The organism is Aquabacterium sp. (assembly GCF_004297345.1).
GTDB lineage: Bacteria > Pseudomonadota > Gammaproteobacteria > Burkholderiales > Burkholderiaceae_C > Aquabacterium.
On record NZ_SCTN01000071.1, the window covers coordinates 1 to 13,878 of the forward strand.

Annotated in this window: 14 protein-coding genes and 1 pseudogene; 6 read left to right on the forward strand and 9 right to left on the reverse strand. The window is 62.2% G+C overall.

Annotated elements, in window-relative coordinates; translation table 11 throughout:
* Positions 1-383, forward strand: a 383-nt coding sequence (locus EPO09_RS02065) for an FtsX-like permease family protein (protein WP_290639676.1), incomplete at its 5' end; no start/stop codon positions are given.
* A 21-nt stretch (positions 384-404) separates the two neighbouring features.
* On the opposite strand, the gene EPO09_RS02070 is transcribed toward EPO09_RS02065, so the two are convergent.
* The 4 genes from EPO09_RS02070 to ychF all read right to left on the reverse strand — a co-directional run bounded on the left by EPO09_RS02070 (position 405) and on the right by ychF (position 4,785).
* Complete coding sequence (locus EPO09_RS02070) at positions 405-908, reverse strand: chemotaxis protein CheW (RefSeq protein WP_290639701.1); 504 nt, start codon at positions 906-908, stop codon at positions 405-407.
* A gap of 210 nt (positions 909-1,118) precedes the next feature.
* Positions 1,119-1,838, reverse strand: a complete 720-nt coding sequence (locus EPO09_RS02075; protein WP_290639677.1) for a hypothetical protein — start codon at positions 1,836-1,838, stop codon at positions 1,119-1,121.
* A gap of 79 nt (positions 1,839-1,917) precedes the next feature.
* Positions 1,918-3,477: a methyl-accepting chemotaxis protein gene (locus tag EPO09_RS02080; RefSeq protein ID WP_290639679.1), complete on the reverse strand. Its 1,560-nt coding sequence runs from the start codon at positions 3,475-3,477 to the stop codon at positions 1,918-1,920.
* Positions 3,478-3,690: 213 nt separating this feature from the next.
* Positions 3,691-4,785 (reverse strand): redox-regulated ATPase YchF, encoded by a 1,095-nt coding sequence (ychF, locus tag EPO09_RS02085; protein WP_290639681.1) that lies wholly within the window; start codon positions 4,783-4,785, stop codon positions 3,691-3,693.
* A 234-nt stretch (positions 4,786-5,019) separates the two neighbouring features.
* On the opposite strand from ychF, the gene EPO09_RS02090 reads away from it, so the two are divergent.
* A complete protein-coding gene (locus EPO09_RS02090) occupies positions 5,020-6,180 on the forward strand; it encodes an FAD-dependent monooxygenase (RefSeq protein WP_290639683.1) in 1,161 nt (386 codons plus the stop codon).
* A 36-nt stretch (positions 6,181-6,216) separates the two neighbouring features.
* Complete coding sequence (locus tag EPO09_RS02095) at positions 6,217-6,972, forward strand: DsbC family protein (RefSeq protein WP_290639685.1); 756 nt, start codon at positions 6,217-6,219, stop codon at positions 6,970-6,972.
* Here EPO09_RS02095 and EPO09_RS02100 read toward each other — a convergent pair whose 3' ends face one another.
* Genes EPO09_RS02100 through EPO09_RS02120 form a run of 5 tightly spaced genes read right to left on the reverse strand, consistent with a single transcriptional unit; the run spans position 6,973 to position 12,073 of the window.
* On the reverse strand, positions 6,973-8,160 hold the full coding sequence (locus EPO09_RS02100) for a DUF3108 domain-containing protein (RefSeq protein WP_290639687.1): 1,188 nt from the start codon (positions 8,158-8,160) through the stop codon (positions 6,973-6,975).
* The gene (locus tag EPO09_RS02105) at positions 8,145-9,971 is read right to left on the reverse strand and encodes a M61 family metallopeptidase (RefSeq protein ID WP_290639690.1); all 1,827 of its coding nucleotides are present in this window, start codon (positions 9,969-9,971) and stop codon (positions 8,145-8,147) included. The genes EPO09_RS02100 and EPO09_RS02105 overlap by 16 nt, the downstream gene beginning before the upstream one ends.
* A 12-nt stretch (positions 9,972-9,983) precedes the next feature.
* Positions 9,984-10,484, reverse strand: coding sequence for a DUF3429 domain-containing protein (locus EPO09_RS02110; RefSeq protein ID WP_290639692.1), 501 nt, complete (start codon positions 10,482-10,484; stop codon positions 9,984-9,986).
* 58 nt (positions 10,485-10,542) lie between these two features.
* On the reverse strand, positions 10,543-11,367 hold the full coding sequence (locus EPO09_RS02115; RefSeq protein ID WP_290639694.1) for an SAM-dependent methyltransferase: 825 nt from the start codon (positions 11,365-11,367) through the stop codon (positions 10,543-10,545).
* 40 nt (positions 11,368-11,407) lie between these two features.
* Positions 11,408-12,073: a Maf family nucleotide pyrophosphatase gene (locus EPO09_RS02120; protein ID WP_290639696.1), complete on the reverse strand. Its 666-nt coding sequence runs from the start codon at positions 12,071-12,073 to the stop codon at positions 11,408-11,410.
* 128 nt (positions 12,074-12,201) lie between these two features.
* Between EPO09_RS02120 and EPO09_RS02125 the strand changes: the two genes are divergently transcribed.
* The 3 genes and pseudogenes from EPO09_RS02125 to EPO09_RS02135 form a co-directional block, all read left to right on the forward strand.
* Positions 12,202-12,804, forward strand: a complete 603-nt coding sequence (locus EPO09_RS02125; protein ID WP_290639698.1) for a YceD family protein — start codon at positions 12,202-12,204, stop codon at positions 12,802-12,804.
* Between the two features lie 245 nt (positions 12,805-13,049).
* Entirely contained in the window at positions 13,050-13,235 is a 186-nt protein-coding gene (gene rpmF / locus EPO09_RS02130) for a 50S ribosomal protein L32 (RefSeq protein ID WP_290639700.1), read from the forward strand.
* Positions 13,236-13,359: 124 nt separating this feature from the next.
* Positions 13,360-13,878 (forward strand): annotated as a pseudogene (locus tag EPO09_RS02135) (phosphate acyltransferase); the annotation flags it as partial.

The window sequence follows — 13,878 nt, forward strand, 5'->3', positions numbered from 1 at the left end:
CGGCCGTCGAGTTCCTGTTCGTGTTCACCCTGGCCACGGGCTTGATCGTGCTGATGGCGGGCTTGATGACCTCGCGCGAGCGGCGTGCCCGGGAGTGGGCGGTGCTGCGTGCCATGGGGGCGAGCCAGCGTTTGTTGTCCACCGTGCAGAACGTGGAGCTGCTCAGCCTGGGGGCGCTGGCTGGCGCCATGTCCGCCGCCGCGGCGCTGGGCATCGGCTGGGGCCTGGCCACCAAGGTGTTCGAGTTCGAATGGCAAGCGCCCCTGTGGTGGCCCCTGTTCGGAGCCCTCGTCGGGGCGCTGTTGGCCTGGTCGGCCGGGTGGTGGAGCCTGCGCGGGGTGGTCAGCAGGCCGGTGGCCCTGACCTTGCGGCAGGCTGAATGAGCTTGCCTGGCTGGGTGCTGATCAAGACAGGCTGTTGATCAGGCCCATCTCGGCGCTGCCCATCAGCGATTCGATGTCCATCAGGATCAACAGGCGGTCGCTCACGTTGGCGATGCCGGTGATGTAGGTGGTGTCGACCACGGAATTGCTCATCTCGGGGGCGGGCTGGATGGCGGTTTCGGCCAGTTGCATCACATCGCTCACGGAATCGACCACGGCGCCGACCACGCGGCCCTTGACGTTCAGCACGATCACGACTGTGAAGCTGTTGATCTCGGTCTGACCATCCTCGTTGAAGCAGTTGAACTTCACGCGCAGATCGACGATGGGCACAATCACGCCGCGCAGGTTCACCACACCCTTGAGGTAGGCGGGGGCGTTGGCGATCTTGGTGGGCGGCTCGTACGATCGGATTTCCTGAACTTTCAGGATGTCGATGCCGTACTCCTCGCTGCCCAGGCGGAACGTGAGGTATTCACGGCCAGCGGGCACGTGGCGCACCTGGCGGTTGTTGGCATTGCGCATGCCCAGTCCGGCGGGAGCGGCATCACTGCGGGCGGCGGGCTGTGTCTGGGGGGCGGCTTGCAGGGTTTCCATGCTCGTCCTTCGGGTATCAAGGTCGTGCGCCAAGCGGGGCGTACACCGTGGAGACTGGTTCCACCGTCAATATCGGTCAGCGGTCACGTAACTGAAGCCCGAAATTGGCCAGGGTTTATGCCCAGGTTCTGGCAGGAGTCAGAACTGGATCCCGTACCAACCGATGCCCACGCCCCAGCCGCGGCTGTCCGGCGTGGCATTGGTGCGGGAGGAGGTCAGATCCAGCCCCAGTTGCTCAGGCCACAGCCAGTAGCGCAAGCCAATGGCTTGCGTGGTGGGGATGTTGTTGTGGCCGACCAGTTCGCCAAACACAACCCAGCGATCGGACGGCGTCCATGCCAGGGCTGCAGCGTAGGTGTTGCTGCCTGTGTGCTCGATGCGGTCGCGCTCGCGGCCCAGGTTGAGGTGCAGCGTCCATTCACTGCTGAGCGACAGGCTGGCTAGTGCAGAGAAGCTGTTGGATGCCTGGTGCCAGTCTGGCTCGTCAGGTGCCTTGCCCGTGCTGGTGCCGGCCTTCACACCAAAGCGCCATCCTTGCCAGGTCGCCCACTCCGGCGCCCATTTGAGCCCAATCGCACGCCCTTGTGCTTGCTCGCTGCCGGGCGAGACACGGATGAACTCCAGTCCCAACTCCAGCCCGTCCATCAAGCCACAGGCTGGCGCCAGGTGGGTACTACGCGCATCGCTGGCGTGGTCTTGCCAGGCCTCAAGCTGGCACACGGCCTGGTTGTTGGCGCCGGCGTCATCTGTTGTCAGAGGGCGTCCTGCATGCACGGGTGTGACGGAGAGGCCGCAGATACACGCCGCGAGCAGAGGGAGTCGCCAGTTGTCCAAAGGCCAAGCGTGCCAAAAACTCATGAATCGCGCTCCAGGACGGATTGAAAATCGCGTGCTTCACTGCTTGGCACGGTCGTTGAATGGCGGCAGCTCTGCCGCGTCAGACTTTGAAAATGGCCATGGACTGAGTCAGCCTGTTGGCCTGGTCTTTCAAACTGGCGGCAGCCGCGGCAGATTGTTCCACCAGTGCGGCGTTTTGCTGCGTCATCTGATCCAGATTCGCCACAGCCTGGTTCACCTGGCCAATGCCGGTGCTCTGCTCGGTCGAGGCTGCGGTGATCTCGCTGATGATGTCCGACACCCGTTGCACGCTGCTGATGATCTCTTCCATGGCCGAGCCAGCGTCATGCACGAGGCGTGTGCCCGATTGAACCTTCTCGCCAGAAGCAAGGATCAGGTGCTTGATCTCCTTGGCGGCTGTCGCACTGCGCTGGGCCAGGCTGCGTACTTCACCGGCCACCACGGCAAAGCCACGGCCTTGCTCACCCGCTCTGGCGGCTTCCACGGCGGCGTTCAGCGCCAGGATATTGGTCTGGAAGGCGATGCCATCGATCACACTGATGATGTCGTTGATGCGTTTGCTGGTGCCGTCGATTTCGTCCATGTTGGACACGACTTCCGACACGATGCTGTTGCCGCGATGGGCCGCGCTGGCGGCTGTCTGCGCCAACTGGTTGGCCTGCATCGCAGATTCGGCGCTGTGGCGCACGGTGCCTGTCAGGTGCTCCATGGAGCTGGCGGTTTCTTCCAGGCTGGACGCGGTGGTCTCGGTGCGCGATGACAGGTCCATGTTGCCGCTGGCGATTTCGCTGGATGCGACCGAGATCGAGTCAGCAGATACACGCACATTCGACACGATGGCGCGCAGCGACTCCTGCATCCGTTCCAGTGCTGCGAGCAATTGCGCAGGCTCATCCGAGCCGCTGCTGTCAACCTTGTTGCTCAGGTGGCCAGCAGCAATCGCTTCAGAAATGCGTTGCGCATCTTCCAGCGGGCGGCAGATGCAGATCTGATTGAGGATGGTCAGGGGGCCAACGATCAGAATGGACAGCAACACGGCGCCACCAAACAGCGCCATGGTCTTGTGCACCGTGTCGCGTTGCTCCTGATCTGCTGCGGTCATTTCTTTTTGCATGACCGCGTCGATTGCCTGTGTGTGCTGCTCGAACTGGTCGGCAGTGGCCATGGCCTGGCCCAGCGTGCCCACAGCAGCCTGGCTGCTCAGCGCACCAGAAGACAGGTTTCCCGTTTCGCGCTCGAACGCCTTCTGGTAGTCGTCCAGCTGCGTCAGCATCTTGCGCACGATGGGGTTGTCTTCGTCTTCCTCACCTTCCAGCATGGCGGCTGACAGGCTGCGCAGCGATTTGATGGTTTCCTGCCAGTCCTGAATGTCCTTGCTGACGGCAGCAGCATCTCCCGCATGAAGAATGGCGTTCTTCTCGTGAACACGCATGTGCCCTATCGTCTCTCGCATCCGGGACAGCTCGCCCACTTCGGCGAAATGCGTGTTGCGGTAGGTTTCGCCAGCACTCTGGTTGTGAATCAATCCGTACAACCCGACGCCGCCAACCAAGGTCAGCAGGAACAGAACGACCGCGATGGCGCTGTACATGCGGAAGCGGATCGTGAATCCGCGCATCAAAGGAAAAAACATGTTCATGACCAGACCCAAGCCTGTTTGTCGGACACTGTGGGCGCCGAGAAACAGGGCAATTGGCCATGTTCAAGTCGCCTAGACCCCGGTGGTTTCGGCGACTTTTGGCACGTCTTGAGCCGTTTGTGAGATGTTTATGGCGTGTTGATCCCGTCAAAAAGCAAAAAAGCCGGTCAGGCACTGTGGCCGACCGGCTTGCGCTGCAGTCAATCGCAGGCGTCAGACGTTGAACAGGAAGTTCAGCACGTCGCCATCCTTGACGATGTATTCCTTGCCTTCCGCGCGCATTTTGCCGGCATCCTTGGCGCCGGCTTCACCCTTGTACTGGATGAAGTCTTCGTAAGCGATGGTCTGGGCGCGGATGAAGCCCTTTTCGAAGTCCGTGTGGATCACGCCAGCGGCTTGTGGGGCCGTGTCGCCGACGTGGATCGTCCAGGCGCGAACTTCCTTCACACCCGCTGTGAAGTAGGTCTGCAGGCCCAGCAGCTTGAAGGCGGCGCGGATCAGGCGGTTCAGGCCCGGCTCATCCTGGCCCATTTCGGCCAGGAACATGGCGCGGTCTTCATCTTCCATCTCGGCCAGTTCGGCTTCGGTCTTGGCGCAGATGGCCACGACTTCACCCTTCTGGGCCGCAGCGTATTCCTTGAGGCGATCCAGCAGCGGGTTGTTCTCAAAACCTGTTTCCGACACGTTGCCCACAAACATGGCGGGCTTGGCTGTGATCAGGCACAGAGGTTTGAGAATGACCAACTCTTCTTTGCTGAAGTCGATCGAGCGCACGGGCTTGGCCTGGTCCAGGGCCGCCTGGCACTTTTCCAGCACTTTGACCAAAGCGGCGGCTTCCTTGTCGTTGCCGGAGCGGGCAGCCTTGTTGTAGCGGTGCAGGCTCTTTTCCACGGTGCCCATGTCGGCCAGGCACAGTTCGGTCTGGATGACTTCGATGTCGGCGATCGGGTCGACCTTGCCGGCCACGTGGATCACGTTGTCGTCTTCAAAGCAGCGCACCACGTTGACGATGGCGTCCGTTTCGCGGATGTGGGAGAGGAACTGGTTGCCCAGGCCTTCGCCCTTGGAGGCGCCTGCCACCAGGCCGGCGATGTCCACGAACTCCACGATGGCGGGCAGGATGCGCTCCGGCTGGACGATCTCGGCGAGCTTGTCCAGGCGGGGATCCGGCACTTCGACCACGCCTACATTGGGCTCGATCGTGCAGAAGGGATAGTTTTCAGCCGCGATGCCGGCCTTGGTCAAAGCGTTGAAGAGGGTGGACTTGCCGACGTTGGGCAGACCCACGATGCCGCACTTGAGGCTCATGGATGTTCCTGGTTGGAGACAGACGAAAGGATGAGGGCCAAGCTTTGCGCGCTTGTTTTCTCAGTGCGCAATACATGCCAAACCGCGTATTTTACGCGGTGAGCGTTGCTCTGATGGCAAGCCGGTCGTCCGGGACCTTTTGAAATCCATAATAGGACGGTTGAAACCGGAACAAAATCGGGGACAAATTGCACGGTTCAGGGCCGAGCAAAAAGTGCCATCCGATTCTTTTTCATGACCAAGACAGCTTTTGACGTGTGTGTGAGTGGCTCCGGTGCCGTGGCCATGAGCCTGGCTCTGGCATTGTCGGCTGATGGCTGGCACGTGGCCTGGGCGAAGGCCCCCGAATCCGGCCAGCCCACCAAGCCGGATGTGCGCACGTACGCGCTCAATGCGCGTGCCATCAAGCTGCTGGAGCGTTTGCGCGTCTGGCCCGCGTTGAAAGCCAGCTCCGCTGCTGTCCTGGAAATGGACATCCGTGGTGATGAAGGCGGCGCCGTGTCGTTCTCAGCCTGGCAGCAATGTGTGCCGGAACTGGCCTGGATCGTGGATGCCGCCGAACTGGAGCGACTGCTGGGCGAGGCCATGCGCTTTGCGCCCAAAGTCGAGATCGTGCCACCTGTGACTGTGCACGGTGCGCCCGTTGATGCCCGCCTGCTGGCCATCTGCGAGGGCAAGTTCTCTGGCACCAGAGCTTCTCTGGGCGTCTCCTTTGCGCGCCAGGAGTATGGGCACTGGGGCGTGGCCGCACGGCTGAAGGCTACGCAACCGCATCACGGCGTGGCACGCCAGTGGTTCCGCTCGCCGGATATCCTGGCGTTGCTGCCGTTCAATCAGCCTGATCCCGTGGCCTCATACGGCTTGGTCTGGTCCGCCCCACAGGCCCGGGCCGAGCATCTGCTGGCCTTGAGCCCCGAGGCATTCGAGCAGGAGTTGCAGGACGCGATCCTGCAATCCGACGCGTCGGCGCCAGCCAAGGTGGGGCAACTGAGCCTGACGTCCCCGGTGGCCGCATGGCCTCTCGCTTTGGCGCAAGCTAGCCGCTGGACGGGCCCGGGTTGGGTCTTGCTGGGTGATGCGGCCCATCTGGTTCATCCGCTGGCAGGCCAGGGGCTCAATCTTGGTCTGGCCGATGTCGATACCCTGGTGGCTGTGCTCAAGCAGGCGCGCATGGACGAGCCCTGGCGCTCGCCAGGTGACGAGCGAACGCTGCGTCGCTATGCCCGTCAGCGCGAGTGGCCAACCAAGGCCATGGCAGGCCTGACGGATGGTTTGCTGCACCTGTTTGCCGACCAGCGCTCGCCGGTTCGTGATCTGCGCAATGCCGGCATGTCGATGGTGCAGCGTCTGGGGCCGGTCAAAAACTGGCTGATCGGGCGAGCACTGGATACCTGATCGCAATCTACTGAGAACGTTGTCAAAGGACTGAGGATGCTTTCCAAATTTCGCGCACTGGCCGTGGCCAGCCTGTTCCTGACCCTGGGGAGCTTGGCTCATGCGCAAAGCGGTGATTTGCCTGCAGCTCAACTGGCGGCCCTCAAGGCCAAGCTGGCACAACGTGTGCCGGAACTTCCGCCTGTTGATTCGGCGCGGGTCACGCCAATGGCGGGCCTCATTGAGGTCAAGGTCGGCAACCAGATCATCTACACGGATGCCAGTGGGGAGTACGTGATCGAGGGGCAGTTGCTGGAGACCAAGTCCCAGCGCAATCTGACCGAAGAGCGCATGGACGAGATCAACAAGGTGGATTTTGCCAATCTGCCTTTCAAGGATGCGATTGTCTGGAAGAACGGCAATGGCAAGCGCCGCCTGGTCATCTTCGCGGATCCCAATTGTGGCTACTGCAAGCACCTGGAGCGCGATATCCAGCAGATCAAGGACGTGACGGTCTATACCTTCATGATCGCGATTCTGGGCGATGATTCCCGCGTGAAGCTGGACAATATCTGGTGCGTCAAGGATCGCACACTGGCTTGGCGCGACTGGATGCTCAATGGCTCCGCGCCACCGAAGGCCTTCGGCATGTGTGCTTCGCCTGCGCAGCGCAATCTGGCCTTGTCGCAGAAATTGCGCATCAACGGCACGCCCGCCATGTTCTTCGAAGATGGCTCGCGCCTGGCATCGGCTGCTTCTGCGGCCGTCGTGGAGCAGCGTTTGAACAAGGCCAGCGCCAAAATCGGCGGCTGATCAGTACTCGGGCGGATCCCCTGGTGTTTGCTGGGGGGCGCCCTCCATCTTCATGTCCACGTAGATGTCGTCCGCCCACTTCGCGTAGATTCTGACTGGCAGGTATTGCAAGCTCGGCGCAAACCAGATGTCGCCCAGCAGCGCATTTTTGTCCTGAGTCAGCCTGCGGGGTTTGACGTGCATGGTGCGGATGTCACCCATGCCGGTGTGCAGTACTTCTTCGTTGACCACATCGTAGGCAATCACGTCCATCCGCTTGCTGGAGGCCAGTGGCATCTCGATGGTATTGCCTTGTTGCAGCAGGTTTGGGTGCGTGATGAACCTGTAGGCCAGATGGATCAGATGGCTGACCGGGTCCTGCACGTCTGGCACACGCGTGATGCGCTCGCCAGAAGACAACACAATTTCCTGCTCCTCGAATTTCAGTGTGGCAGGTTTGGATGACTTGAACAGGAACTGGTTGACGCTTTCATAGCGTTCTGGCGAGAGGCCATTGGCTACCACTTTGCCCTCGCTGACCATGCTGATCCAGCCCAGCAGCGGGACGCTGGCATCAAGACGGACCTGGTAGCGCTGGTTCTGGCGAACCCACTCGACGGTTGCTTTCCCGCCTTCGATAGGCCCCCGGTAGAAGACCTCCATCTTGTAGCTCACCTTGGTGGCTTTGGGCCAGACGAAGATCGGCCCGCTGGCCGCCCCATCTGGTACTGCGGCGGCTACCGGTTTGTCGCTGTCTGGGGTGCTGGCAGCGGGCGTGGGTGCCTCAGCCTTCGCGACGGCATCTGAAGGTGCCAAGGCGCCTGGCGCAGGGGTGCTGGCGCCATCTGCGACCTTGGCTGCCGAGGCCGCGTCATCAGGGGCTGACGCGGCTTTGGCGACCTTGGCCGTGCGCTTTTTTGGCGCGGCAGCCTGAGTCGGCGCAGGAGGCGCCGCCGGCGTTACCGCTGCGACAGGGGGCGCAGTCTGCTTGATCTCGGAGACGTAGGTCGCCTCCATGCGCTTGATCGCTGAGTCGGGCGGTGAGGCCAGATCAGCCATCTGTTGGGAGACCGCGTAAGTCACCAGCAAATGGGCGAGTGCCACCAGCAGCGTCAGCGCCAGGATCACAATCCAGCGTCGCCGGCCTGCCTCAATCGCACTGGGCGCCGCAGTCGATGGGGCTTCTTTGAGCTTCAGGCCTGCAACCATGCCTGCCTGCGTGCGAGTTTATCGGGGGCTTGCGCCACATCAGCCAGGCTGAGCGTGACGACATCGCTTGAATGGCCGGCTGTCGCGGCTCCCTTGGCCGTAGCCTTGCCATCCAGTGCGGGCACGTTCAGTGTCAGGATCTTTTGATCCCGACAGATCAATAGTGGCTGCGCGCGCTTGGCATCGTGCCAGGCCGTGAGATCGTCGGCCTTCCTGACGCGCCAGCCGTCCAGCGCCAACAGTTCATCACCAGCGCTCAGGCCGATGCGCTCGGCCAGGCCGCCTCGCATCACAGCTTGCACTTTGGCTGCGCCGTTGTTGTCCTGCACGCGTACGCCCCATTTCTGCGGCAGGGGGGCGGCCTTGCAACTCCATGCCACGCCAAGGCGATCCAGCAGGTGCTGCAGCGGCAACTCCTCACATTGCTCGGTCCATTTGTCGAGCAAGGTTTGCCAGGCTTGTTCGACCGGTGTGCCTGTCTTGACCTGCAGCCCTTGCGGGTAGCGCCCGGCCTCGTCAGCCAGTGCCTTGGCAACGTCTGCCGATGTGATGGGGCGACCCAGTTGCCACAAACGCTGCATGACGCCATCCAGTGAAGGATGCTGTTTGCCTGATGCCGGCAGCTCGCGCAAGGCGAGATCCAGCGCCAGCGCCACAAGCGAGCCCTTGGTGTAGTAGCTCACGGTGGCGTTGGCGGTGTTCTCGTCGGGGCGGTAGTAGCGCGTCCAGGCGTCGAAGCTGGCCTGCGCCACGCTGTAGCTCAGGCGGCCCGGCGTGGACAGCACCTGGTTGACTGTCTTGCCCAGCAGCTTGATGTAAGTGGCCGCATCGATCAGGCCTGTTCGCAGCAGGAACTGGTCGTCGTAGTAGGAGGTGAAGCCTTCGAAGAACCACAGCATGCGGGTGTGGTTCTCCTGGCTGTAGTCATATGGCGCAAACTCAACCGGCTTGAGGCGCTTGACGTTCCAGGTGTGGAAGTACTCGTGGCTGATCAGGCCCAGCAGGGTGGTGTAGGCGTCCTTGTTGAGGGGGCGGTCCACACGGGGCACGTCTTTGCGTCCGCAGATCAGCGCTGTGCTTTGCCGGTGCTCCAGCCCACCGTAGCCATCCTCGACCACATTGAGCATGAAAACATAGTGATCGAACGGTGCCTTCTTGCGGCCGTGCCAGAAGTTGATCTGGGCTTCGCAGATACGGCGTGTGTCGCCCAGCAGCTTTTGCCCGTCCAGATCAGCCGTGGCGCCGGCGACCACGAATTCATGCCGCACGCCGCGCACAGTGAATTCGCCGCGCCAGAAGGTGCCCATTTCTACGGGGTGATCGACCAGCGCGTCGTAATCGGGTGCGAGATAGTCGCGCACACCTTGCTCATTGACTTTGGCTGCGGGCAGGGCGGTGGCCACTTGCCAGCCCTTGGGCAGGCTGGTGATCTTCACGGCATGCGCCTGATCTTCGAAGCCATGAGCCTTCAGAAAGACGCTGGTGCCGTTGAAGAAGCCTCGGCTGGCATCCAGAAAAGCGGCACGCACCGAAGTGTCAAACGCATAGACCTCGTACTGCACGGTGAGCGTCGCTGTGCCGCTGGTGGCCACCTCCCAAGTGGCCTTGTCCAACTGCGTCACAGTCACATCGCGGGTGCCTTGCCTGGCTTTCAGCGGAGACAGGTGGCGCGCGAACTCTCGCACCAGGTAGCTCCCCGGGATCCATACAGGAAGGCTCAGTTGCTGGCGTGGCTGTGGCTTGTCCAGGCGCAGCGTGACCAGGAAGCGGTGGGCGTGCGCGTCGGCGACTTCAATGCGGTATTGGATCATCGTGGTGAATGTTCAGATCTGGGCCGCAGCCAGGAAGCAGCTCAGGCTGGAGACGCAGGTCAGGCGAAAGCGCAGCGTCAACCAGCCCGATACGCCCAACTCCGGATAGCGCTTGCGATCGCTCAGGTAGCAGGCGATCAACAGCACACCCAGCACAACCAGCCCGGCATGCGGGGGCATCAGCAAGGCCAGCCAGGCCGCCAGGCTGTAGATCACGCCTGTCCACAGCGCGCGACGGTAGTGGGGTGGTGCTTCCATGTGCCAGGTCGAGCGCCACATCATCAGACCCCATGGGATGCCCCCCAGGAAGGCCACGATCAGCGCCGCATAGCTGGTGATGGCGCGCACGACAAACATGAACGGCTCATCCTCGACGCGGCCAACCAGCAGCCAGATGAACAGCGCCCCGCCAACGAACGGTATCAATCCGGCGTAGGCCAGCTTGCGCGCCAGCTCATCTGGTTCGGCGTGGTGGTGGTCTGGCAGCGTGTGGGTGGCGGGGTGGTCGTTCATGTTGGACTTCGGTGCGAGGTTGCCATTGTGGCAAGAAGCGCGAGGCTTGAAGGGCAGATCAGGCCGCCAACCAGCTGAAAACGGCGGGAATGTCGTCTGGCAGAGTCAGCGCCTGCTTGCGCCAGCGCTCGACCGTGTCGGTGCGGCTCCAGCCCTGGGGCAAGGTCAGGCCCACGCTCACGCTCAGCAAGGTGTTGCCTTGCAGGCTTTGAACCAGGGCTTGCCACAGGGCCGGGTTGCGGTAAGGCGTCTCGATCACGAGCTGGGTCTGGTGCGCCTTGCGTGACAGCTGTTCCAGCTCCTTGATGCGCTGGCTGCGCTCCTGGCTTTCTACGGGCAGATAACCCACGAAGGCGAAGCTCTGGCCATGCAGGCCACTGGCCGCCAGCGCCAGCACGAGCGAGCTGGGGCCGGACAGCGGCAACACGCTCACGCCGGCCTTGTGCGCGGCCAGTACAACCGCTGCGCCAGGATCAGCCACCCCCGGCAAGCCGGCTTCGGAGATCAGGCCCACATCGTGCCCGGCCAGGGCTGGTGCCAGCAGTTCAGCGATCTGGCGGGCTTCTTCCGACGTTGGGGCGTTCCCCCCTCGCTTGTGCCCGCCTTTGGGCGGGCGAGGCAGAACCTGGATCTGCTGCTCTTGCATGGGCGCGGCCAGGGGCGTGATCTCGCCCACGCGTTTCAGGAATGCACGGGTGGTCTTGGCGTTCTCGGCAATCCAGTGACGAAGACCGGCTGCCGCCATGATGGCGCCCATGGGGAGCACCTCGCGCAGATCTGGCGCCTGGCTGCCTTCTTCCGTCTCCAGGCAACCCAGATCCAGGGTGTTGGGGATCAGCAGCAGTCGGCCTGAGCGGGGCTTGTCTTGGGGGGCTTGTGGCATGGGAGTCTGTGGGGGATGTACTTGGGATAGCGGCGTAAGGTCAGCGCAGTGCGCTGCGCCATGTCAGTGGATCGGCGCCAGCGTCGCGCATCAACCTGGCGGTGGCGATCAATGGCAGGCCGATCAAGGCCGTAGGGTCGTCAGACAGGATGCGCTCTAGCAGCACGATGCCCAGCGTTTCGGCTTTGGCGCTGCCTGCGCAGTCATAGGGTTGTTCAGCGCGCAGATAGGTTTCGATATCGGCGTCGCTCAAATCCCGGAAGGTGACGGTGACTGTGCTCAGGTGGGTGCCGATGAACGCGCTGCGGGGGCGCATCACGCAAACGGCGGTATGAAAGCGCACCTCATGGCCGCGCATGGCCTGCAATTGTTCGGTGGCGCGCTGATGGTTGCCAGGCTTGCCCAGGGCCAGCCCATCACGTTCGGCGACCTGATCCGATCCGATCACCAGCACGTCCGGTAGGTCGGCTTGCAGTTGCCTGTAGACATCCTCTGCCTTGGCTTTGGCCAGGCGCACGGCCAGATCGCAAGGCGCTTCGCCGGGGAGCGCTTGCTCATCCGTGCGCGGCGAGCAGGTCTCAAAAGGCAGGCCCAAGCGCATCAACAACTCTTTGCGATAGGGCGAGGTAGAGCCCAAGACCAAGCGAGGCCAGGCGGCGGAGGTGGGGGTGATCGGTGGCTTTGACGAGGTCGTGCTGGATGGCATGGCGGGCAGCAAAGGGTGCAGACAAGGATGAGAACGATGGGCGAAAGCGAAGGTCGCCGGCAGGCATTCAGGCTTGGCGCAAGCTGCTATTGTCCCAGGCTAGATGCGCTTGCCCTAAACTTGCGGCAATGAAAGCACGCACTTTTGCTCCCCGCAAGCTGGACATGGCCGCCTTTATCGAGTCCGGCGAAGAGATGTCCGGCGCCATGCCCGTACAGGATTGGCCCCGTCTGGCCGAAGATCTGGCCAAGGACGCCGATGTTGCCAGTCTCAAGCCGCTTGCCTGGCGTGCACAAGGTCGCCAGGTGGCGCAGCGCATCGGTGGTCCGCAACTCTGGCTGGATTTGAGCGCGCATGGCGAAATCGCCCGCGAATGCCAGCGCTGCCTGCACGCCGTCACCTTGCCCTTGAGCATCGAGACCAGTATTCGTTTCGTGAAGGATGAAGCAGCCGCTGCCGAATTGGATGCCGACTGTGACGACGACGTGCTGGCGCTGTCTCGGCAGTTCGATCTGCAGGAGTTGATTGAAGACGAGTTGATCATGGCGCAACCCATTGTGCCGCGTCACGATCAGTGCCCGACAGACGTGGCCGCCTTGATGAATGCGGAATCGGAAGCAGTGCCGCCTGGCCATGTCGCCCCGGCCGCTCAGCCAGGGGAGGCCACGACGGCATCCGGCAAGCCCAATCCCTTCGCGGTATTGGCCTCGCTGAAAAAGGATCGCAGCTGACATTGATTCCGCATCAGGATTTATGCTAGAATCGATGGTTTTCCGGGTAGACCAATATCTTGGCTGAGTCAAAAGGCTCTGTTTTCGATCGGTTTGTTCGGTTCAAAATCCTTTCTTAAACACTTGCGGACTGCAAGGCGCTCAGTTTCAGGCGGATCTTCGCGGATCCCTTCCATCGCAAACTGGCACGGTGTGGTCTGACAAACCGCGAGCTGCAAGCTAAGTTCGCACATCCGGAGTCCAACATGGCCGTTCAGCAAAACAAAAAGTCGCCCTCCAAGCGCGGTATGCACCGTTCGCACAATGCTCTGGTTACGCCAGGCACGGCCGTGGAAGCCACCACTGGTGAAACCCACCTGCGTCACCACATCAGCGCCACCGGTTTCTACCGTGGTCGCAAGGTCCTCAAGACCAAGGCTGACGCTTCCTGATCTTTGAGATCTGACCCGGTTGCTGACCGGGTATAAACAAATCACGCCATGAGGGCTGGGTCAACCGAAACATCGGTTCACCAGCCCTTGTTCTTTTGTGCTTTCGTGAATCACAGATTTACCCATGACTGCCTCCACGCCCAACTCGACCAGCTCCCGATCGTCTGACGGGGTGATTTCTCCCGTGCGCATCGTGGTGGACGCGATGGGTGGCGATCATGGGCCCTCCATCACGCTGCCGGCAGCCAAGGCCTTCCTGGCCAAGCATGCCGATGCCGAAGTGGTGCTGGTGGGCCTGGCGGAAGCCATCGAACCTGCTCGCAGTTGGCTGCGTACCACCCTGGTGCCGTGCACCGAGGTCGTGACGATGGAGGATCCGGTTGAAATCGCGCTGCGCCGCAAGAAGGATTCGTCCATGCGCGTGGCCATCAGCCAGCTCAAGGCCGCCGCCGACAAGCCTGCCAATGCGCACGCCTGCGTGTCGGCCGGCAATACCGGTGCGCTGATGGGCCTGGCCCGTTACCTGCTCAAGACCGTGGACGGCATTGATCGTCCGGCGCTGGCCACCGTGATGCCCAACCAGAAGGACGGCTTCACCACCGTGCTGGATCTGGGCGCCAATGTGGACTGCTCGGCCGAGCAC

What these genes read in the sequence shown, in the direction of transcription:
- EPO09_RS02070 (WP_290639701.1), bottom strand. Translation starts at nt 908, where the DNA reads ATGCGCAATGCCAACAACCGCCAGGTGCGCCACGTGCCCGCTGGCCGT.
- EPO09_RS02075 (WP_290639677.1), bottom strand. Translation starts at nt 1,838, where the DNA reads ATGAGTTTTTGGCACGCTTGGCCTTTGGACAACTGGCGACTCCCTCTG.
- EPO09_RS02080 (WP_290639679.1), bottom strand. Translation starts at nt 3,477, where the DNA reads ATGAACATGTTTTTTCCTTTGATGCGCGGATTCACGATCCGCTTCCGC.
- ychF (WP_290639681.1), bottom strand. Translation starts at nt 4,785, where the DNA reads ATGAGCCTCAAGTGCGGCATCGTGGGTCTGCCCAACGTCGGCAAGTCC.
- EPO09_RS02090 (WP_290639683.1), top strand. Translation starts at nt 5,020, where the DNA reads ATGACCAAGACAGCTTTTGACGTGTGTGTGAGTGGCTCCGGTGCCGTG.
- EPO09_RS02095 (WP_290639685.1), top strand. Translation starts at nt 6,217, where the DNA reads ATGCTTTCCAAATTTCGCGCACTGGCCGTGGCCAGCCTGTTCCTGACC.
- EPO09_RS02100 (WP_290639687.1), bottom strand. Translation starts at nt 8,160, where the DNA reads ATGGTTGCAGGCCTGAAGCTCAAAGAAGCCCCATCGACTGCGGCGCCC.
- EPO09_RS02105 (WP_290639690.1), bottom strand. Translation starts at nt 9,971, where the DNA reads ATGATCCAATACCGCATTGAAGTCGCCGACGCGCACGCCCACCGCTTC.
- EPO09_RS02110 (WP_290639692.1), bottom strand. Translation starts at nt 10,484, where the DNA reads ATGAACGACCACCCCGCCACCCACACGCTGCCAGACCACCACCACGCC.
- EPO09_RS02115 (WP_290639694.1), bottom strand. Translation starts at nt 11,367, where the DNA reads ATGCCACAAGCCCCCCAAGACAAGCCCCGCTCAGGCCGACTGCTGCTG.
- EPO09_RS02120 (WP_290639696.1), bottom strand. Translation starts at nt 12,073, where the DNA reads ATGCCATCCAGCACGACCTCGTCAAAGCCACCGATCACCCCCACCTCC.
- EPO09_RS02125 (WP_290639698.1), top strand. Translation starts at nt 12,202, where the DNA reads ATGAAAGCACGCACTTTTGCTCCCCGCAAGCTGGACATGGCCGCCTTT.
- rpmF (WP_290639700.1), top strand. Translation starts at nt 13,050, where the DNA reads ATGGCCGTTCAGCAAAACAAAAAGTCGCCCTCCAAGCGCGGTATGCAC.